The organism is Solobacterium moorei (genome assembly GCF_036323475.1).
Classification (GTDB): domain Bacteria; phylum Bacillota_I; class Bacilli_A; order Erysipelotrichales; family Erysipelotrichaceae; genus Bulleidia; species Bulleidia moorei.
Genome location: NZ_AP028934.1, coordinates 1,758,194 through 1,778,548, shown reverse-complemented (window position 1 = coordinate 1,778,548; position 20,355 = coordinate 1,758,194). Strand labels below are relative to the sequence as shown.

Here is a 20,355-nt window from a genome sequence, read left to right as displayed (position 1 = left end):
CAACGTATTGTCTGAAGGGGGATGAAATGATGATTTCAAATAATGGATTGACAGCAGAATATCGAAAGGCTCTTTCACGCCTGGAAATAATCATTGAGCATCTTGAGGAAGCCTCTATGGAAACGATTAATTATCGATTTGAGCGAAAAACCAAAAAAATGCAGATTGACTATTTTACATTGTTTGAAGCCGTTTCAGAGCTGAAATCACTATTCCCTGTTGAATTAATGCGTGATGAATGGATTAAGGACAGTTGTCATGACATACAAGAAGAAATAAGAGAGCTACCTACTGATGACTTGAACTTCTTGGCAGATAGTTTTAAAGGAAGATCATCTACTGATATTGATGCTGATGAATTATTAAGAAGATCAGAAGCTGAAGAATTTACAGAAAGCGAATACTTTCAACTTCACCGTATCATAAGAGGAATGGAAAATGCACAATAAATTATTGCAGATACTGATGGAATATCGATGTCCAAAAGACAGAATGAGAAAGATCCTTAAAACATTATTGTTAATTAATGAGAAGTACCGAAATACGTTGATCATACTTAATGATCAGTATCAGTTGATCTATAACATGCATGCTTATGAACCATATGTTTATCGCACTGGTGGATCGATCGTCAAGATACCGGATGATAATATGGCATATCAAAATCCATATCTAAAGAAATGGGAATCATTTGCAAGAGACTATTTGTTTGTAATACATGTTATTCCATACTTCAATGAAGGTCTAAACGAAAAAGAAAGGTGGGTGATCATAAAAAGATATATGAAAAGCCTATGTACTATGACCAATCAAAAGGAAAGATTCTCAGATGAAAAAACACTCTTGAATATAGCAGAAGAAAAATTAATTGAATTATTACATTGTGATTATTATGGACACCAAGATAAAGATATGCCCGGTAGTATTTTATGGAAAAATACGATTGATAAACGGAGAACGGAACGTACTGGGATATCTGGTGGATATGTTACAAAGGAGATCGAATAATGGACGATGAATTAATGGTTATTCTTTCTAAAGATAACAGAGCATTTGATTCTGCTTGGTTCAGTAATATGAAAGCAGCTAAGAAGTGGGCGGATAAGATTAGAGATACTAGCAATTATGTTGTAACAATTTTTAAAGGCTGTGATGATGAACCGATAGAGCAGTATATGGTGAGATAAAAAGCTTGGGGGCGAAACGCCCCCCAGAGGATAGAAAGGATGTGAGGGAATGAAATTGGCGATTTATTTTGCAATTATTAATATATGGTTATTTGCCCATCTTTACTATGATACCTATATTCCATTTGAAATATTGAGAAAAGGAGAAAAAATATTTTGGATAACACTAGATTGGATAGCTTTATTTGTTTATGCGGATATACAGATAAAAATCATATTAGAAGTCGTCTATCCGAGGTTTCATATGTATCCTTCGAAGGAGACTTCATTAGATTATTTGTTTGGAATTATGACAGGATTGATAATATTTCAACATATTGTCAGTCATTATTTTAAGACTAAAGACAGTGCTAAAAATACTATAGGTCACTGGAGGTGAGGAAAGGAAATGAAAATAATATTACTTGGCTTACTTGTTACATTACATTTTGCAATCGTTGCACCAAAAATTACTGATACAAATGATAAAGTTGCAGAAATTTTTATTGGAATAACAAAATTATCAATAATCTATCTATTATTTATGAATATTGATATGCAGATTATTAAATATACATTTGGAAAGGAAGGAGAATATATAGCAAATATCATTTGTTATACAGGCTCGATATTTTTGATACCAACATACTGTATCTGCTATGCATTAAAACTATTGTTTTTAAAATGGGAGAAGAAACTGGAAAACAGATGGAAGTGCTGCAAAGAGCAAGACAAGGATCGGGGATAAGCAAAACATAAAATACACTTTGTAAATTTTCTTTAATTGATTTGGTTGCGGCGTTAATTCTGTGGTTACTTTTGAAAGATAAATTTAAGAAGAAAAATAATTATAGAAAGTTGAGGAGTGCGGATGAAAAATTGGGAAGAAAAGGGAAGTAATGTTTGGGGGCGTTTCGCCCCCAGAGAAAGGGAGAAGATGAAAGAAAAATTCTATACAAGATATTTACTTTTAAATACATTGTTGCTGATATTGAGTCTGGCATTTTGGTTAGTGATATCTGATCTATATATGAAATGTTTTGTTTTGGCAAGTTTATATATTTTTAGTGAAGTAGCTCTAATACGAATAATGTGTGATGACAAGAAAGTATATATATCTCGTTTGCTTTTGGTTACTGTAACAATGGTTGTATATGCGATTGTAATAACGATTTTATTTATGAAAGTGTATCCTTTAATTTTTGAATTTTGAGAAAATTTTCCTCAAAGGTGATTATGGAGATATGAAGAAAATAGAAATATTATGAAAATAAAGTTACTAGAATATAGAGAACAGAAGCATCTTACTTTAGCAGTACTGTCGAAAATGACAAGTCTGGGTACTGGAAGGCTTTCAGAAATTGAAACAGGCGTAACATCTGATCCAAGAATTAGTACTCTTATAAAATTGGCGGATGCATTAGATGTAACGTTGGATGAATTGGTGGGGAGAAAAAGAAAATAATGTCTGGGGGCGTTTACCAAGGTACGCCTGCGGTGTCGCTCCCGGAAGAAAGGATAAGGATGTGAAACAACTTATAGAATATGATGCAATTATCGTAGAATGTGAAACCTGGGAAAAATTAAAACGGTATTATACGAAAGAACGAATTATAAAAAAGATTGATTGTAATTTGAATGTGTTATGTAAAAAGTGGAATATTAAAGCTGAATTGCTTACTGATAAGGATAGATATAAAGGTGGAGAATGCTGGTATGTAGTGATTGATTGGGAACGACAAACAGATAACGGTTTAGAGTTTACTGCTTTTGATACGGATGCCAAAGTCTTAGCTTTAACAGAGAAAAGGGAAAACCTGATAATAGGGCAAAGCACTCCTTATGAAATGATATTAGATAAAAATAATGTCAGTAAACCTTGGTGAATTTTAGGTAAGATGGATTCACCAAATGTAAGTTATAGTAGGTTCTATTGTTTACTTGTCGAGGTCTGCATTCACAATAAGCAACGACATAGTATATTCCATCTTGAAATTGAGGATCATTTTTAAAGTAAATAGAAGTAATGGACTTTGAATGAGCATCTTTCCGTACATCCAAAAAATAAATTGCATGTTCTGAGCCATCTGGTAATTTTTGCTTTCTGCTTATTATTTGCAAGTAAACTTTCCCGTATGTAATTAAAGGAGTGTTGACAGGTGTGTTTTTACCCCAATGGAGTAATGAGTATTTTTGTGTTTGCAAATGTCTATTTGTGTTGGGAGTAGTAAATGTAAGTAAAGTGTTTTCTAATTTTGGCTTTGAGCTGGTGATGGCAGGAGATTTCTTGGCGGGTTTTATATCTTTTAAAAATAACCATCGTAACGTAGCATCCAATTTACGATTAACATCTTTCACAGGCAAAGAGTTTATATAGTCATTTGTTTGCTTAGGTTTTGCAACTTCAAGACTATATGGGCATTGCTGACCATCAATAACAGAATGTTCCTGATTGGGAAATTCTCTTAAAAATGATGATTTACTTCTTACCAAAGATAAAGATACAGAATGGCAAAAAGGGCAAAAGATATTATTTCTGTATTTTTCCGCATATTCTCTGTCAGATGAATCAACAACTTCATCTAACGGGTGATCATCACGATTGTCGATAGAATAGTAAAATGAATCGTATTTAAAATTATTGTTCATGCCTAACCTCCGAGATATTTATATTATACCGCTTGATTTGACACTAAGAAAGGAAAGCAATATGTTACACGAACATATAAAAAGAATCTGCAAAGAAAAGAATGTTACAGGGTATCAGTTATCTAAGATGACAGGGATTTCAAACAGCCTGCTATATAAAATTCTGAGAGAAGACACAGCAGATCCTCAGATATCAACGTTGATCAAAATAGCGGATGCATTAGATGTATCGCTAGATGAATTGGTTGGTAGAAATAACGGATGGAACTTAACACAAGGTATATGTGTTGCGGGTGCATGGATGATAAAGAACCACAATGAGGAATCCATGGTCGTTGACATGCTAGCATATATGCAGATTACAAAAGAACTGATGCAACAGGAACATGTTGCGGAAGAGGATTATGAAATATTGTCTGAAGCAATAGATTTTAATTGGGGAAAATATGTTAGACAACTGCCAGAAAACATTTAAAATACAGCTCCAAAGCAAAAGTGAGCCTGGGGGCGAAACGCCCCCAGAAGAAAGGATAAGGATATGGATGATGAAGAAAAATGGAATGTAGAAGTGCTTGCTACATCTAATAAATTAACACAATTGCAGAGAGAATTTAGAAACCGTCTTAAAGGAACTCCAGTAGCTAAATATGCATGTTTTAGTAATAGAGAAATAGAATGTGCAATCAGATCATATTGGAATAGGGAATATGCAGAAATACGTGCGGAAGGTCTTATATGGAATATGTTTGATGCTGCGTTTGAACAGTACAGAAAAGAACATGAAGATGAAATTAGAAAGAAATATGTAGAGATTTATGAGGCTGGTAGAAAAGTTAGCTATGAAATGATAGAAAAAGAGATAAAGGATGCAGGGTATGAAAAATAAAGGATTCACTATGAAAGAGTATGAATTGGCTACGGGATATACACTAGAAGAATTGAAATCAATGCAAATGAAAACGGGAAAAAAACCATCCATATTAGATGGATTTAGTGTGGAAGATATCCAAGGGGGAATCAAAAACTATGATGAACCCTTCTATCTTCATAGAAGAGCAACAATGATTATTGGTAATTACATCAATCAAGCATATAAAAAATTATATATTCATTTTATGGATAAATTACTTAAAAAATATCAGGATATGTATATTAACCAACAAGAAGTAAGTGTGGATATGATGCTGCATGATATGAAGAATCAATGATTTTCACTATTTCTAGAATGTATTGCTCTATTGTTTCCGTAGATGTAACGTTGGATGAGCTGGTTGGTAGAAAAGGAAAATAATGTCTGGGGGCGAAACGCCCCCAGAAGAAAGGATAAGGATATGGATGATCGAAATAGATTAATAAAGTGGCTGAAAGAACATAAGGGTATCGGTCAACCATTCAACATTGAAGATCATAGAACGAATGGACAGATATATTGCATACATCATTTTGACTATATAGTTGAAAGCGGGATGCTATATATAAAGATACAAGATTCCACAGAGGAAATAGAACCAATTAACTTGGAACTACTGAATGATCCAGATAAAAATCTAGTTGAAAAAGTAATGAGTAATATATCAAATGAGCTATATGATACTGTTGTTAAAACACTGGTTGATCTGCGTTATTACTGGCAAAATATGCAGTGGCAGGAAACATTGTTTTTATGGAATGTAACTGGGAAACAGATAAAACTTTCATATAACCATTTGACAGCATTAAAAAATACAGATATGCCAATCCATGAGTACCTGCAGCAATTAAAAATGCGCGAAAAAAACAGAACAGAAAAGTTATTTCATTTCATCAAGAAACATCGGGATATACCACTGCTGTTTGGAAAAAATTATTTGAGCGGAATATATTTGAACGGGCTGCAATATGATGACTGCTGTGAAGATACTTCCGTAATTGAATTGTACAGCTTGGATGATGGATGGCAAGCGCTTGTGGATTCTGGAATACCGGATGAGATTGATCGAGAATGCACGATACACATAGATGATGATTGGAAAAGCAAACAAGAAAATACTTTGGACATAGATTATGCATTTGAATATACGATCACAGAAACAAAGCACAATGGAATCAAGATTGATTGTCTTTATTTGTACAATATGAATTCAATGCAATACAGATGGAGCAAGAACTATCTTTTAGGAACGGGAATGATCTGATTTACGGATGATATGGTTGTTATAACACGAGGATGCTGCGTATTTTTATCGGAGTTTACAAATGTTTTCCATGCACCGAAAACTAAAACAGGCTCATAATAATTAAAAAATTTATTGCGAAGCTTAGAATATAGTTCCTTATTGTGACATTTAACCTTTAACAAGAACCGTCTTGTTTCGGAAGTTGTTTCTGCTGGATAGTTGAAATAAATTGTGTGTGTGTATCATCTCTAAAACAAGAAAGGGTACACTTAATGATTTTCACACCTTCAATGTACTTGATATAAATATGCTCTGTAGCTTCAAAGCAGATCATTTCCCAAATATGCTCACTTCCAAGTAGGGTAGTTATTGGATTGATTATACATGCCTTATAAAGGATTCTCAGGGAAGTAATTTTATTTTTCGACAGTTTGCTTTCAATTTGATCTAAATTATTTGAAACGATTACAGGAAGCGATTCATTAATGTGTTCATTCGGCTCTGTGTAATGACTATCATGATCTAACTTACTGTTAGTTGACTGTGATTTTGATGATGAAATCATATTTAAGAAAATTTGTGGATCAAAAGAAGTGTCATCCAGTTTTGTTTTTAAGTAGTTGCTGTGATTGTTTGAATAGGAACAATTATCTACATGTGGTGAAGAAGAAAGATTTGCAAAATGTGGAGGGAGATGATTAGAGTGAAATCCCTTTAAAATCATTTTGCATCTACAGTTTGGGTTAGGGCAATAAAAATTAGAGTGTACATCTTTTGCGGTACATTCTTTAGCAGTAACGGGATGATCTGAATTTATATTATAGTTTTTATTTCTGAACGCAAATGATGACATTGTGAATTACCTCCAATGATTAAAATAATTATAATTGCAAATTTGCAATCAAGAAAGGACAGGATGAACGGGAAATATATTAAAGAAATTGCCGATAGAAAAGACATGAGCATTTATAGATTGGAAAAAGAATCTGGTGTAAGTGCAGGAAGGATTTGGAGAATCATAAAAGGAGAAACAAAAAATCCATCCATTGATAATTTGATCCAGATTGCGGATGCATTGGATGTATCGCTAGATGAGTTGGTGGGAAGAAAAAGAAAATAATGTCTGGGGGCGTTTCGCCCCCAGAGAGTATATGAACGGTAATTGATAAAAAAGTATTGATTGTACGTTTTTTTGTATACTTCAAATTGCAAAATAATTATAGAGGTGATGAGAATGCTGATAAAGTGTAATGAATGTGGATATGAATTTAGTGATACAGCCGAAAAATGTCCGAAGTGCGGAATGCCTAATTATGAACTGATTTCTAAAATGATGCAGATTGAAGCTGCAGAGAAGCAAAGACAACAAATTTATCAAGATAGAGTAAATAGATATAATAATTTGCTACTTTATTCTGATTTTCAAAAAGAAAAAATGATGAGATTTGTATTTACATTTATTTGGTTTTTATTGGGAATGGTATTTGGATATTTTGTTGAAGGGCGTAATCTGAAAGGAACGTTAAGTGGTGGTTGTTTATTTGCTTTCTTTGCAGCATTACCGGTGCCATTTGTGCTAAAGCCACGATTAATTTTAGGTTTCTTTATCTTTGCGATTGCTGCAGTGATTTTTAAATGGAACGCGGTATATAAGGTGTTTGATTGGATAACCTATGGAACAATTACTGTATTTGGGGTTATCGTTCCAATCATATCTGCTATCCGATTTTCAAACGCAAAGAAACAGATGGAATTGATAAAGCAAGAAGGAGAAAATAAATAAGATATTTTCTGGGGGCGTTTCGCCCCCAGACAGTAAAGTTATAAAAAATATAAAAGTTTCACCAAATTTTCACACAAAAAAACAGATAAAAATGGTAAAAAACAGCACTTTTTGGGCTAAAAGTAAAAAAATGCGATTTTTGAGGGTAAAATGGGTATTTCTTGCACATTTTTAAGACATTTACATGTGTTAAAATATGTATGATGTTAGAAGTGTAAGTAAAAGGCAGATGTCAAAAAACGCTGTCTCTTTTTCTTACTTTTAAAACATATCAAGGGGACATCACATACGTGTCTGGGGGCAAATTGCCCCGAAGGGAGAAAACTTATGAACAAGAAGAAATTATTCATCATTGTTAGCATCTTTGCTGCAATTGGATTAGCAGTTATGTTATTCATGCTACCTAAGCCAAGAACCAACAATTCAGCAAAGCACGAAACAAGCACGGAAACTTCTTCATCCAAGGAATCATCTAAGAAGAATGACAATAAAAAGAATCAAACTTCTAAGAAAGATGATAAGAAGAAGGATGACACTGGTAAGAAGGAAGATAAGAAAGAAGATACTTCCACTACGTCATCCGAAACATCAGTTGCTCCTACAACTGAGATAACTAATACGGAGCCACAGAACAATAACACTGGTTCTTCAGTAACCAATACTCCAACTACGAATACGACACCTGCTGCACCTGCTCCAGAACCTATTTATCAAACGATCCATCATGAAGAGGTCGGACATTGGGAAACCCAAGTTGTTCAAGAGGCTTGGGATGAACCAGTATATGAACGTAAGATTATTGGTAACAATACTGGAACGATATATAACTCTGTTTCAGAATGGGGTGATAATGCAAATGGCGATGAAGGTTATCATGTTGGTGATGTGCAAGTAGGCACTAGACACCACGATGCGGTTACTCAGCAGGTTTGGATCGTTGATCAATATGCTTGGGACGAAACAGTAATCGTTGGTTACAGATAAATAATAAAAATTCATAAGTTTAAAGTTTTCTCCTAATGAGGCGATAGATGTAAAAATCTACCGCCTTTTTTCGTGGAGAAGAAAATCATTAAAAATAACATTGCCATCTTTCAATGCTCTGCCAGGGAGTTGGCGATGCGAAATACAGTTTCAACAACAAGTACCATACCGTGCAGAGAAATGAAATTCATAGCAGGAGGAATTGAAAAATGAATTTAAGAAAATTATTAAAGAAAGTAGTTGCCATCGTATTCAGTGGTTTGATGGCTTTTTCTTTACTTCCTTTTACCGCATTTGCGGAAGAAGGAGATACAACAGAAACAATAAATAGAATAGGAAATAAGAAGCTGATTTTAGACATAGCTGGTAACGAGACGGTTTTTGTTACCAAGAATGGCAATACAGAAGCATATGTTGGTGGGGGCAAGACAGCACGTTATACAATCAGTTATTTGGAAACAGATGATTTAATAATCACTGCACCAAATTCATCTTTTTTTGTTATCTGGCGTACTAAGGGTGAAACAGAAAGTCATTTTGGAGAAGATGTGACTTACAATGTGCAACCAAGAGATTTGTATATCTCTATTGGGCAAGGATTGTCACTTCAGAAATCTTCCAGAAGAGCGAAAAGAAGCTTAACAAGTATTGATACATTGGAGGTGGGTGATACATTTTCTGGCACGTTAGGGACATCCAATACCAATGCCAATATCGGTCATGAAGAATTCTATATTGACTATATTGATGGCATTTTAAGCCAAGCCTCCGATCAGATTTTAAATCAGTTGGCAGTATATTGTATGGAACATGGTTATATCGGGCTGACATACAAAACAGCCTATGAACCTGGAGATAAGACATATTATCCGTATCATGCGACAGTAACGGATGTTCAACCGGATGGAACGATCACTGTGCATGTAGATGTACCACGCTACCTGAATCCATACACAGGAGAAGAAGCAACCGGACACAATTATGATTTGGGCATTGATGTGCCTTACCAAAGATGTGCTGCTGATTGGACGATTAGAACTGCTCCACGTAAAATCACGGTCAACATTACATTGGATAAGATAAACGGGAATCCGTCTATGACACAGGGTAATTCTACATGCTATGCACAGGATTTATCTGGTGCAGTATATGGAGTGTATAGTGATTCTGGTTTAACAAATGAAGTAGGTAGAATCACAACGGATGCCAACGGACATGGTGAGTTGAATGGGATCGTTGTTTCAAAGAATACGAATCTCTATACAAAAGAATTAATAGCACCTATAGGATTTAGTTTAGATGCACAAACTCATCAGCATACATATACAACCAATGGTGAAACCTGGAATGTACAATCTACAGATTATCCGCTGAATGACCCTTTGAGAATCACTTTAAATAAAGTTAGTGCAGATGGTAATGTAGTGGCAAATCCAGCAAGTCTTGAAGGTGCTGAATTTACAGTACGATATTATGCTGGGCAATATACAATGGATACATTACCAACAACTCCAACAAGAACATGGATACTAAAAACGGTTCAAGCTGCTAGTGGTAATTATAGAGCTTACTTAGATAATGAGCATTTTGTATCAGGCGATCCATTCTATTTAGATGCTGGGATTCCCACACTACCGTTAGGAACAATTACGGTAGAAGAAACCAAGGCGCCAGCAGGCTATACGCTACAGAATAAAATGTTAAGTGCAGGTGGTCAGGAAGTTGCTAATGGAATTGCATTATTTAATATTACTGAGGATCATCAGCATGTTGCAGCAGTTGTTGGTGGCAACGAATACACCGTAGTTGAAGGTGTTGTACGTGGTGGTTTAGAAATCCAGAAGAAAGATGCAGATACAAATGAAAATGTAGGTGTAGCAACATTCCAGATTGTTAATAAGAACAACTATGATGTTGTGGCAAGAGATGAAAATGGTGATGTTGTGGCTACAGCTACAGCTGGTCAGACACTACCTTATACAATTACTACTGATGCTAACGGATACTGGAAATCAAACGATAGTTTCCTTCCGGCTGGAAAATATGAACTTGTAGAAACCAAAGCCCCTGAAGGATATTATCTGAATACTGATCCAAAAGCATTTGAAATCAAAAACAATGGAGCAACCGTTAGTCTTGATTATGCAGATGAAAAGATTGTGATTGACGTAGCGAAGACAGATGGCAAAGGTAATAACGTTGCTGGTGCAAAAATGACTTTGATTGACAAAGTAACAGGCAATGAAATCGTTACATTCACTTCAACAAAAGAGAACACCGACATCTCTAAATTTGTTGAAGGTGGCAAGACTTACATCTTACGTGAAGATGAAGCACCATTTGGATTTAACAAGTTTGAGAATATTGAATTTACTGTAACTGGAACACGTCAGCACGAACAAGTTGTGATGGCTGTAGATACACGTAAAGTGTTCTACGTGAGTGCAATTAAGGTAGATGCTATGGATAACTCAAAGAAACTGAAAGGTGCTGAATTGACACTCTTTAAGGCTGATGGAACAGTGGCTATAGATAAGGATGGAAATCCTTGCGTAGGCATCACAGATGGCGAAGGAGTTATCACTTGGGCAGTAGAGTTCGCCGATGATTTGGGCGGATATTATGTTCAGGAAACAGCAGCACCTGAAGGATACAGAATCAATAATGAACACTTTCAAGTTACATTGAGTGAAGATTATGATTTTGCTGTAAACAATGCTGTTAAAGTGGTTGTAAACGATATGGCATTACCTTCTGTTAAGACAGGTGATACGTTCAATGCAGCAGGATTATCAATGATGTTTGTAGGTGGTATAGCAGTGGCAGTATTCCTATTCTTAAAGAAGAAAGAATTGATGAAGTAAAGGTGTGAAGATGCTTGGGGGGCGTTTCGCCCCCCCAGAAGATAGAAAGGAGAATGTTGTGTTCCTAAACTTCTGGAGAGATGGTGGAATGAGGTGAAAATATGAAAAAGGTATTGAATAATCCTGCTAGTTTGAATCAAAATACTATTGAAGACCACAGTGATTGTGAAGCTTGCCAAGAAGACTATATATTTGCGATGAAAGATAAATATCATGAATTTAGTATTGGACTACGCACAATCCTAGATTGTCTAGAACTAGCAGAGCAGGAAGGAGCAGTACCTAAATTATCTGAAGAATGGTGGATACAAGTTCAAAATAGGTACGATTAGGCAGATGGATGTATTTAAAAGATTCCCTTAGTAATATAAGTAGCAAAAATGCTTGGGGGCGAAACGCCCCCAAGTTTTTTTGAAGTAGAAGAAATGTTGTAAACAGAGAGAGGAGAACAAATATGTGGAACAACAGAGTCATTTTATCAGGAAATTTAGTGAAAGATATTGAAGTGAAAGTTACAGAAGGAGAAAGTGGCAAGCATGTAGCAAACTTTACGGTTGCTGTGCAACGTACTCGATCCAAGGAGGATGCTGCAGACTTTATCAATTGCGTTGCTTGGGAACAGGTTGCTGATTATTTAGGTTCTTATGGTAAGAAGGGCAAGCGTATTGAACTGGAAGGGCAACTACATGCGAGAAGCTATGAGAAGGACGGCAAGAAGATATACGTAACGGAAGTATACGTGGATGATTGCCACTTACAAAAGAAATCTATAGGAAAGCAATGTGAAGAAAGTGAAAGTGATGAATATCAAATTAATCTGAATTATAATGACTAAAAATAAATGTTTATGCTATAATGAAATTGGTAAATTGGACCAAGAGGTAGTAACCACCTCGCCTCAGCTTCAAGGGCATGAAATGTGAAGATCATCAAGAGTTATTACCGTTAGCTTTACGGTAAGCCTAGCGTGGTGCGATATCCAGCGAAAAGCTAATTTCAAAATCAACCAAGACATATGATGTGCTTGGTTTTTTTATTGGAAAGGATAGATAAATGGCAAATTATAAAACGATAGAGACAATCAATTGGTTTGAAAATCTGTCAGAAAAAGATTATAGAATTGTCAGTAAAAGTAAGGATTTTATGATACATCTAAGCAAAGATGGACTATCTCATTTGCTTGGTCTACAGTATATGGAAATGTCCAATAACACACTTCCTGGCAAGATAATACTTAGGAATATAAAGCATTTTAATACGAGTGATGAAGAAATTCTGGGAATCATTGGTAGTAAGCATGGATATAGTGTCAGTAATAAGGTGAAGAAGAGAATCAATACATTTAAGAAATTTATGGAGAATATTGATAATGCTGTTATCGTAGAAATGACACATCCCACAACTCAAATCAAAAGCCAGTATTTGGCAATTCAGCCTGAAAATGGTGTTATAAGACATTTAGGAATCTACCATACTGGTGATTTTAATGTTTTGTTGGATTATGATATCCATGCATTAGAAACGTTTCTTATTCAAAGAAATGATAATTATTATCATAAAACAAATATTAGTGAGTCGGTCGAACAGATACTGGTCTTTGATGAGTGCAAAAATGCATGGAGAGCTGGATCTTTTGATTTGGAAAAAGACACAGTATTAAAAGATGTTGAACTATCTATGCAGGATGAAAAGTACAAAGAAATTTTAACAACGGCAAAAGATATAATAGAACCTTTCGAGTATAATGATTTCCACTTCATTGGTCTACGTAAATTTACCAATGAAGAAAGCACCTACGCACAACAAGATGGGGATTCATATCTAGTTAAGGATGGGATGTCAAATATACAGGGTTATTCATTTGAAGAGTTTATACAAAATGATGAACATGCGGATCTTTTCTTTAATCTGGAAACGCGAAATGTATATACAGCGGGGATGGAATGTCTTTATAGGTGGAACATAAGCGAAGAAGAAGTGGTGAAATGTTTAGATAACAAGATTTACGAAATAAATGATAATAAATTGCAATTGCAACAACTACATAAGATATCTTTGTAGAAAGAGAGAATGAAAATGAGAAAGGAAGTAATTTTTGATTGTACTGATGAATTGACAGAAGATGATTTAAACGCATTATTTGAGGAAGAAGATCTAGAAAATAGTGATAATCAAATATCCTGTACAGCAGCAGAACTTAAGGAAATAATGAAAAATTTAAAGCCTGGTATGAGCATTACGGTTTACCCTGAGGATACTTATAATGAATGAATATAAATTCCAAGAGGTAACCGCGAGATTAAAGATTGAAGATGCGGGGAAATTGTTTAGTGAGGTTCCGATTGATAAACCATGGGTTGCAGTTGATGTTTTAAAACCATATATGCAAGAACTAGACCGAGAAGAGGTAGTAGTTGCAAATCTAGATACGCATAATAGACCAATCAATTTCCATGTTGTGACGGTTGGGGATCTTGATGAAACTATGACACCTATGCAAAACGTATTTAAGACCGCCATATTATCAAATGCAGATAAAGTTATTGTGTTCCATAACCACCCGAGTGGAAGCTTGCAGCCAAGTGAAAATGATATTATGATCACACAAAAATTAATTGCTGCAGGCAAATTAATGAATATCGAGGTGCTAGATCATATTATCATAGCACCCGGGAATGATAACTTTTATTCTTTTAAGATGGCTACAAATTTATTTGATAGTGATCGAATTATGAATTCTTTAGTGGACGGTGTTTCGGAAGAAGCGGGAATCTATGAAACAAAGCAGAATGATCAAAAGCCGGCTGTTGAAACAAAAAAGGCAAGCCGAAAAGATAGTTTTAGAAAGGCTGTCGCCGAACGATTTTTAAAGATGCTTGATTCGAATGATCCGATAAAAAGTTTTGGGTGGATCAAAAATTGGCGTAGCAATAGAGGACAACAAAATTTGAATAGCAGCAGAAAATATCAAGGAATCAACAAATTTGTCTTGATGATGGAAGCCTATGCGAAAGGGTATCAGGATCCTCGATGGGTGACCTTTCATGGCATGAAAGATTTTGATGGTGCGTATATCAAAAAAGGTGAACATGGGACACAAGTTGAATATTGGATGGCAGCAAAAGCAATTCCCATTTATGATGAAATGACAAAGAAAATGAAGAAATTCTTTACTATATCAGAGATGAATCAATTTTTAAAAGATCATCCGGAACAGACTGGGGAGTTTAATGTATTCCCAAAATATACAACAGTATTTAATGCTGAACAGTGTGTAGGATTACCGGAGTATATCGAAGAGGTTACGAATGATGAAGTGACGCAGCATGAACTGGTCACGAAGATATCAGAAAGCATAGGCGTAAAGATCATCAACGATCCGAAAGAAGAAAGATGTTATTATTCTCCATTGGAAGATACGATCCATATGCCGCTGCCAACAGACTTCACGTCAGACTATACATATAATGCAACAGCATTGCATGAATTAGCACATTCAACAGGGGCTGCCAATAGATTGGATAGAAATATTCAAAACTTTTTCGGAACATCCGATTATGCTTTTGAAGAATTAGTAGCTGAAATGACAAGCGCTATGGTTGCTACGGCATTACCTGAAGAGGAAAAGAGCATTGATGATTATTTGGCAAAGAATGCTCAAAACCATCAAGCATATGTACAAAGCTGGGTGAACCATATCAAAGAAGATCCGGATGTATTACCAAGAGCATTAAAGCTTGCCGAACTCGCAACGGATTATATGGAGCTACACGGCGGCTTAATGAGTTTGGAAGAATATAACAAACTGCATCAATATGAAAAACCGGTGATTGCGGACGAAGCGACAGGTAGATTATTTGTGATGAGCTTGCAACAAGATAACATCTTAAATTGTGAAAATAAACCGGATGAGTTTAAGACCGGCACAATAACACCGACATTATTTCCGAATCAAAAGATAAAAAATACAACGGGAATGTGGTAGAATATCTATGTAGAGATAAGACTCTACATAGACCAATTGTAGTAGGTTGGTTATCATCTTTTAAATATATGTATAAGCAGGAAGAAGGCTGGGAATATCTCGTTTCCGGCTTTTTTCTTTGAGAAGGAGAATTCGGTTTATAGCAAAAATAGAATCAATGAAATGAACAACAGGGGGTGAATGGTATGGTAGGTGAATGGGAAGGATTTGGAGAATCTGATGATGCACGGTGGCGAAAGTTTACTTAATAATAAGAAGAGCGATTCTCCGAACAGTTCCGTGGAAAATGATGCAAAGGATCTAATAACTTCTGAAGGTTCTGCTTTGCAAGAACATACCGATGATTTGAAGCAGACGATCAAAGATAATATCCATGCATACAAATATGTCTTTCAACAATATTCCGGAATCGAGCAAGCGATAGATTCCTTACAAGCATTCAAGGATTCATATAGTGATGAGATCGATGATATCATGCATGGAAATATCAAAGATGCCATGAATAAATGTTTTGAAGCATTAGATGCAATAACCAAGATAAAAGACGGGCTGGATCAAAAGATCGATGATGTAGTAGATGAAAACATAACACAAGAAAAGATTCAAAAAGTATTCTTGGATAAGTCACTGATCAAAGCGGAAAGCAATAAGGCGTTTATGGTCAGATTGCCAGCTGCAGCGTTAGATACAAATGAGAATTGTTTGTGGATTTCTAAAAAGATCATGCATGAACGCAAAAACTCCTATATGGTGAATGTATATAGTGATTTTCAATTTGATCGTTGCGAATACTCTTTCCCAACTAATGGAAAGCCTGCAGTAATCAAATCAAAATCTACAGTCAATGCGGAAACATTTCTGCAGATGGTAAAAAAGACAAATGAGTTCATGGAACATGTTGATTATATTGGTTCTTTGTTTGAGCATGATCCGGAAAAAAGTGTGATTCCAATCAAGATAAAAACAAAGATGTAAACTTGGGGGCGTTTCGCCCCCAAGATACGTATATGGAAGCGACTCTGGAGAAGAAAGGAGGTGATATTCAATGGCGAACTACATTGAGGAGTGTAGGAGAAGAGGCTTAAATAATGATCAGATGAATGAGGTAATACTTGGGTTAAAGCATCATTTAACAACAAATCAAGTCGATATATACGCAAATGAAAAGTACGACTTCATGCAGATGCAGGAGATACGGCTTGGGTTAGAGAATGGTTTATCAGAAAAGCAAATGTCTGTCTTCTTGGATCCGAGCATTGATTACAAAGCAATGCGTATCAACCGGATGCAATTGGAGGATGTCAATGCTATCAATGAACATGCATCTGCAGATTTGATCAAGAAAAGGGTAGGCGTAGGTTTTAGGGTCGTATTGATACTTGCGATAATATTTACTGTTTTTGTGGTTGGATATTTTGGAAAGAAATATTTCATGATCTTAAATCAGCCGATGGAGATCAAATTAAAATCCGATCATATTGAATTGAAATATGGAGAAGCATTTAATCCTATAGATTATATCGATGAATATACTAAGGATGATGGAGTGCAATTAGTGTTGCCTAATGCAATTGATACGAAGCATATTGGACAAGTGAAAGTTATATACACACTTAAGAATCAATTAAAAAGTATTTCTAAAGAATTAACGGTAAATATCCAAGATAAGAGCGCACCTGTGATTACACTAAATACAAAAGATGTTACTTTAACCCGCACCAAAGATTCCTTTAATGGTAAATCTTATTTATCTAGTGCCATGGATGATGTTGATGGAGACGTTACAGAGCATGTTACGTGGACAAATCCAGATGAGAGTATAAATGACCAAACGATTACATATAGCGTTAAAGACAAGGCTGGAAATGAGTCACAGAGCGTTTTAAGTCTACATTACAAAGACCCAGAACCTGCACCTACACCAGAGACGATCGTAATCTATCAACCAAGTGGAGGTGGTGGAAATACTTCTGGGGGCGAAACGCCCCCAAGTACAAGCGCCTCTCATGGAACACAGTATTTTATGTTCTCAGATGGGTATAACTTGGATTCTGGATACAGTGCGTGCATAGCTGCTGGTTCAGCTTTTGGAGCGTATTCATGTGAGCCTATTATGGGTGATGATGGGCTATATAAAGGATATAAATTAACGTACTAGAAGGCTGGGGGGGCGTTTCGCCCCCAAAGGAACCTTTACAAAGAAAGGAGCAAGCGATGAAATATAAAATCAGAGAGACAGTAGATCTGATCATTCGTGCTTCAGCAGGTCTATTATCAAAAGAAAGTAACCAAAGTTTAATGATGTTTGTTGCACAATTTGTAAATAGAGAAAATATTTCAGAGATTGAGGAACCTATTGAAATAAAGAAAAAGATATTGCGTGAATATAGAGTTTCATTAAACGGTGTTACAAGGAATCTAATTTACTTTGAGCCATATCGGATGGGAAAGAATGTATATATCATCGATGTAAATAATCCAAAACATATATTTACAGAGCAAGCAAATCAGCTTTTGGGAGGTTAAACAATGAAGACAAGATTTCCCAAACAGACAGCGATTTTGCTGATAGGTTATTTTCATATAACGAAGGTAGAAGAAAACTACAGGGTGTTTTTCCCGGATGATTGTCCATACGCTGGGCAATTTTTTTATATTCCGGAAGAATATACCAGTATTTATGAGGATCGCTATGAAGTGATTTTAGAAAGAACGTATATGATGCCTGTTTTTTCAATGATAACGAACACCTTTATGGAAATATCCTGGCAAAGATTATGTTTTCAGATTGAAAAATATAACAGCTCAAAAAGGAGCAAGGAGAAAAATGATTATGAAAACTATGAAAAGTATTAAGACAAGAATTATCTTAACTGCAACAGCATTTATCACATTTATGAACATCACACCGGTTCGAGCTGATGGATTGAATATCCAGCCGCTCAAGGACTGGATTACAAGTTATATGGTTCCATTGAAAGATGTTCTCTTATGGGGAGTTCCAACTGTTACCGGTGTTGTTTGTCTTATTATAGGGATACGTTATCTTGATAAAAAGGCAGATGGCGATGAACAGAAACCATATATCATTCAGATAAAACCAGTCTTGATAGCGGCAGCAGTATTGATGGGAGTAGATATTTTCTTGCAGGCTTTCTCTATCGTAAATGGATAAAGAATGATGACAAAATAGAAAGGAGAAGAGAAAGATGGATATTGCAGAGAGTATAGTTAGATGGCTTCTTTGGATAATCGTACATCTTATTCTGAAGGTCACGGATTACGTTTATAAAATAATCTCTTTATTCTTTGGATTACAGCTTAGTGACTTTGATTGGATATGGGACATTTATTGGGTCTTGGTTGCTGGACTGGGAATATTTATAACAGCACGTTTGGTAATGATGTTGGTGCGATCCATGATCGATACGGATGGTGTAAATCATTTGCCTGGGATCAATTTGATAACACGACTAATGATGATCGGATTGATAACGACACTGTTGCCGATTGCAATGCCGATGATGAGTAATGCAGTAGCTGCAGCTTCGACTGCGATTTTAAGAGAAGAAGTGCTGCCTTCCGATATTATCATTGATGCCGGACTGGCAAATTTGAGTGGGGATCTTGGACAATCTAATTCGATCACGGTGGAAGAAGGTAAGCATGCCGTAGATGTGATAACACTAAAAAATATCAACGACAAAGTAAACGATAAATATGTTTATTTTGAAAACACAGAAAATCTTTTTTTATCAATGATATTAGGTGGTGGATTGATCTATTGTTTTATCATGGTTGCGATTCAGATTATGCAGCGTATGATGGGGCTATTGATGAAGATCGTTTTGACACCTTATGCAGTATCCGGATTGGTAGATCCGAAAGATAATTCTACATCTTTATGGTTTAGACTATGCATTGCCGATTTTACGACAGCTTACTTCCAGATGCTGCTAATTTGGATCGCTATGTTGGTGGCGACACGACTACCTGATGCGTTTGGTGGAGTTACAAAAGGGATTGCGTTTATTGGTGCAATATTCTCCGTACTTGTTGCACCAAGCGGCATTGCGCAAATGCTGGGCAATGATGTAGGAGCGCAAAGTGGAATGATGATGATGCAACATGCACAAACGATGTCCGGAGTCGCACGGGTTGCCGGTGGATTGCTAAGCGGTGGGGTACACTTTGGTGCTAATTTGCTTGGCAGTGCAGTTGGAACAGGAACAGCCTTGGGTATCTATGGCATAGGCAGAAAGATGGGCGCCAGAACTCTTAATCCCATGAGTTTTGTAAATGGCTTTACCGGTACTTCCAGCGGAGGAGATGGTATTGGCGGCGGTGTTAGTGAGTCAAGTGGTTCATATACTGCCGGAGGTGAGATGCTGAATAAAGAAAATACAAATTCTAACATTATGCAGAATACAGCAGGAGAAAGAGCTGTTGCGGGCAGAGATGGCATCATGCATTATACGGACGGACGTGTTAATCCAAATTATTCAAAAGGATCACAAAGCTTGATGGGTGCCATGGTTGGCAACTATGGTGCAAGATTATACCAAAATGCCGCAAGAAAGCTTTTTGCGGATCCGCAACAGAGACAACAGATGGGCAGTCGAACATTTGCTAGCAAGGTTTCAGAAGGGATATATAGCTATCAAAGAACTTATACTAACTTTCGATCACAACAGAGCAATTCAACAAATATAGATATGAATAAAACAGTATCCACAGATGAATATAAAAACATGTATTAGAAAGAGGT

29 protein-coding genes are annotated in these 20,355 nt (G+C 35.9%); 27 read left to right on the top strand and 2 right to left on the bottom strand.

Annotation, left to right across the window (positions count from 1 at the left end; translation table 11 throughout):
* Positions 1 to 26 precede the first annotated feature (26 nt).
* The 8 genes from RGT18_RS08905 (at position 27) to RGT18_RS08870 (ending at position 3,052) form a co-directional block, all read left to right on the top strand.
* Complete coding sequence (locus RGT18_RS08905; RefSeq protein WP_028078926.1) at positions 27 to 449, top strand: hypothetical protein; 423 nt, start codon at positions 27 to 29, stop codon at positions 447 to 449.
* Complete coding sequence (locus RGT18_RS08900) at positions 439 to 1,008, top strand: hypothetical protein (RefSeq protein WP_028078925.1); 570 nt, start codon at positions 439 to 441, stop codon at positions 1,006 to 1,008. Before RGT18_RS08905 ends, RGT18_RS08900 begins: the two co-directional genes overlap by 11 nt.
* Positions 1,008 to 1,187, top strand: coding sequence for a hypothetical protein (locus RGT18_RS08895; protein WP_028078924.1), 180 nt, complete (start codon positions 1,008 to 1,010; stop codon positions 1,185 to 1,187). Before RGT18_RS08900 ends, RGT18_RS08895 begins: the two co-directional genes overlap by 1 nt.
* A gap of 49 nt (positions 1,188 to 1,236) precedes the next feature.
* The gene (locus RGT18_RS08890) at positions 1,237 to 1,566 is read left to right on the top strand and encodes a hypothetical protein (protein WP_028078923.1); all 330 of its coding nucleotides are present in this window, start codon (positions 1,237 to 1,239) and stop codon (positions 1,564 to 1,566) included.
* Between the two features lie 9 nt (positions 1,567 to 1,575).
* The gene (locus RGT18_RS08885; RefSeq protein ID WP_338175917.1) at positions 1,576 to 1,914 is read left to right on the top strand and encodes a hypothetical protein; all 339 of its coding nucleotides are present in this window, start codon (positions 1,576 to 1,578) and stop codon (positions 1,912 to 1,914) included.
* A 123-nt stretch (positions 1,915 to 2,037) separates the two neighbouring features.
* Entirely contained in the window at positions 2,038 to 2,379 is a 342-nt protein-coding gene (locus RGT18_RS08880) for a hypothetical protein (protein ID WP_338175916.1), read from the top strand.
* A gap of 51 nt (positions 2,380 to 2,430) precedes the next feature.
* Positions 2,431 to 2,631, top strand: a complete 201-nt coding sequence (locus tag RGT18_RS08875) for a helix-turn-helix domain-containing protein (RefSeq protein ID WP_338175915.1) — start codon at positions 2,431 to 2,433, stop codon at positions 2,629 to 2,631.
* Positions 2,603 to 3,052 carry a hypothetical protein gene (locus RGT18_RS08870; RefSeq protein WP_338175914.1) on the top strand — a complete coding sequence of 150 codons (450 nt, stop codon included), beginning with the start codon at positions 2,603 to 2,605 and terminating at the stop codon, positions 3,050 to 3,052. Before RGT18_RS08875 ends, RGT18_RS08870 begins: the two co-directional genes overlap by 29 nt.
* Here the strand turns inward: RGT18_RS08870 and RGT18_RS08865 are convergent.
* Positions 3,036 to 3,815 carry a hypothetical protein gene (locus RGT18_RS08865; protein WP_028078052.1) on the bottom strand — a complete coding sequence of 260 codons (780 nt, stop codon included), beginning with the start codon at positions 3,813 to 3,815 and terminating at the stop codon, positions 3,036 to 3,038. The genes RGT18_RS08870 and RGT18_RS08865 overlap by 17 nt on opposite strands.
* A gap of 61 nt (positions 3,816 to 3,876) precedes the next feature.
* Here RGT18_RS08865 and RGT18_RS08860 point away from each other — a divergent pair, with 61 nt between their 5' ends.
* The 4 genes from RGT18_RS08860 to RGT18_RS08845 all read left to right on the top strand — a co-directional run bounded on the left by RGT18_RS08860 (position 3,877) and on the right by RGT18_RS08845 (position 5,989).
* Entirely contained in the window at positions 3,877 to 4,290 is a 414-nt protein-coding gene (locus RGT18_RS08860; RefSeq protein ID WP_051240975.1) for a helix-turn-helix domain-containing protein, read from the top strand.
* Positions 4,291 to 4,353: 63 nt separating this feature from the next.
* Entirely contained in the window at positions 4,354 to 4,701 is a 348-nt protein-coding gene (locus RGT18_RS08855) for a hypothetical protein (RefSeq protein ID WP_028078051.1), read from the top strand.
* On the top strand, positions 4,691 to 5,023 hold the full coding sequence (locus RGT18_RS08850; protein ID WP_156022811.1) for a hypothetical protein: 333 nt from the start codon (positions 4,691 to 4,693) through the stop codon (positions 5,021 to 5,023). Before RGT18_RS08855 ends, RGT18_RS08850 begins: the two co-directional genes overlap by 11 nt.
* Positions 5,024 to 5,077: 54 nt before the next feature.
* On the top strand, positions 5,078 to 5,989 hold the full coding sequence (locus RGT18_RS08845; protein ID WP_028078049.1) for a hypothetical protein: 912 nt from the start codon (positions 5,078 to 5,080) through the stop codon (positions 5,987 to 5,989).
* A 157-nt stretch (positions 5,990 to 6,146) separates the two neighbouring features.
* Here RGT18_RS08845 and RGT18_RS08840 read toward each other — a convergent pair whose 3' ends face one another.
* Positions 6,147 to 6,824: a hypothetical protein gene (locus tag RGT18_RS08840; RefSeq protein ID WP_028078048.1), complete on the bottom strand. Its 678-nt coding sequence runs from the start codon at positions 6,822 to 6,824 to the stop codon at positions 6,147 to 6,149.
* Positions 6,825 to 6,839: 15 nt separating this feature from the next.
* Between RGT18_RS08840 and RGT18_RS08835 the strand changes: the two genes are divergently transcribed.
* The 15 genes from RGT18_RS08835 to RGT18_RS08765 all read left to right on the top strand — a co-directional run bounded on the left by RGT18_RS08835 (position 6,840) and on the right by RGT18_RS08765 (position 20,347).
* Positions 6,840 to 7,091 carry a helix-turn-helix domain-containing protein gene (locus tag RGT18_RS08835; RefSeq protein ID WP_051240974.1) on the top strand — a complete coding sequence of 84 codons (252 nt, stop codon included), beginning with the start codon at positions 6,840 to 6,842 and terminating at the stop codon, positions 7,089 to 7,091.
* 114 nt (positions 7,092 to 7,205) lie between these two features.
* Complete coding sequence (locus tag RGT18_RS08830; protein ID WP_028078046.1) at positions 7,206 to 7,754, top strand: toprim domain-containing protein; 549 nt, start codon at positions 7,206 to 7,208, stop codon at positions 7,752 to 7,754.
* 327 nt (positions 7,755 to 8,081) lie between these two features.
* The gene (locus tag RGT18_RS08825) at positions 8,082 to 8,738 is read left to right on the top strand and encodes a hypothetical protein (RefSeq protein WP_028078045.1); all 657 of its coding nucleotides are present in this window, start codon (positions 8,082 to 8,084) and stop codon (positions 8,736 to 8,738) included.
* Positions 8,739 to 8,947: 209 nt separating this feature from the next.
* Entirely contained in the window at positions 8,948 to 11,602 is a 2,655-nt protein-coding gene (locus RGT18_RS08820) for a SpaA isopeptide-forming pilin-related protein (protein WP_028078044.1), read from the top strand.
* A 101-nt stretch (positions 11,603 to 11,703) separates the two neighbouring features.
* Positions 11,704 to 11,934 (top strand): hypothetical protein, encoded by a 231-nt coding sequence (locus RGT18_RS08815; protein ID WP_028078043.1) that lies wholly within the window; start codon positions 11,704 to 11,706, stop codon positions 11,932 to 11,934.
* A gap of 122 nt (positions 11,935 to 12,056) precedes the next feature.
* Positions 12,057 to 12,437, top strand: a complete 381-nt coding sequence (locus RGT18_RS08810) for a single-stranded DNA-binding protein (protein WP_051240973.1) — start codon at positions 12,057 to 12,059, stop codon at positions 12,435 to 12,437.
* A 218-nt stretch (positions 12,438 to 12,655) separates the two neighbouring features.
* Positions 12,656 to 13,663, top strand: a complete 1,008-nt coding sequence (locus tag RGT18_RS08805) for a PBECR4 domain-containing protein (protein ID WP_051240972.1) — start codon at positions 12,656 to 12,658, stop codon at positions 13,661 to 13,663.
* Positions 13,664 to 13,678: 15 nt separating this feature from the next.
* Positions 13,679 to 13,873, top strand: coding sequence for a hypothetical protein (locus tag RGT18_RS08800; RefSeq protein WP_028078042.1), 195 nt, complete (start codon positions 13,679 to 13,681; stop codon positions 13,871 to 13,873).
* Positions 13,866 to 15,587, top strand: a complete 1,722-nt coding sequence (locus RGT18_RS08795) for a JAB domain-containing protein (RefSeq protein WP_028078041.1) — start codon at positions 13,866 to 13,868, stop codon at positions 15,585 to 15,587. The genes RGT18_RS08800 and RGT18_RS08795 overlap by 8 nt, the downstream gene beginning before the upstream one ends.
* 219 nt (positions 15,588 to 15,806) lie before the next feature.
* The gene (locus RGT18_RS08790) at positions 15,807 to 16,562 is read left to right on the top strand and encodes a hypothetical protein (RefSeq protein ID WP_028078040.1); all 756 of its coding nucleotides are present in this window, start codon (positions 15,807 to 15,809) and stop codon (positions 16,560 to 16,562) included.
* Between the two features lie 70 nt (positions 16,563 to 16,632).
* Positions 16,633 to 17,745: a hypothetical protein gene (locus RGT18_RS08785; RefSeq protein ID WP_028078039.1), complete on the top strand. Its 1,113-nt coding sequence runs from the start codon at positions 16,633 to 16,635 to the stop codon at positions 17,743 to 17,745.
* 56 nt (positions 17,746 to 17,801) lie between these two features.
* Positions 17,802 to 18,113 (top strand): hypothetical protein, encoded by a 312-nt coding sequence (locus RGT18_RS08780; RefSeq protein ID WP_028078038.1) that lies wholly within the window; start codon positions 17,802 to 17,804, stop codon positions 18,111 to 18,113.
* Between the two features lie 3 nt (positions 18,114 to 18,116).
* Entirely contained in the window at positions 18,117 to 18,443 is a 327-nt protein-coding gene (locus tag RGT18_RS08775) for a hypothetical protein (protein ID WP_028078037.1), read from the top strand.
* The gene (locus tag RGT18_RS08770) at positions 18,421 to 18,762 is read left to right on the top strand and encodes a hypothetical protein (protein ID WP_028078036.1); all 342 of its coding nucleotides are present in this window, start codon (positions 18,421 to 18,423) and stop codon (positions 18,760 to 18,762) included. Before RGT18_RS08775 ends, RGT18_RS08770 begins: the two co-directional genes overlap by 23 nt.
* 301 nt (positions 18,763 to 19,063) lie before the next feature.
* The gene (locus RGT18_RS08765; protein WP_156022809.1) at positions 19,064 to 20,347 is read left to right on the top strand and encodes a hypothetical protein; all 1,284 of its coding nucleotides are present in this window, start codon (positions 19,064 to 19,066) and stop codon (positions 20,345 to 20,347) included.
* Positions 20,348 to 20,355 lie beyond the last annotated feature (8 nt).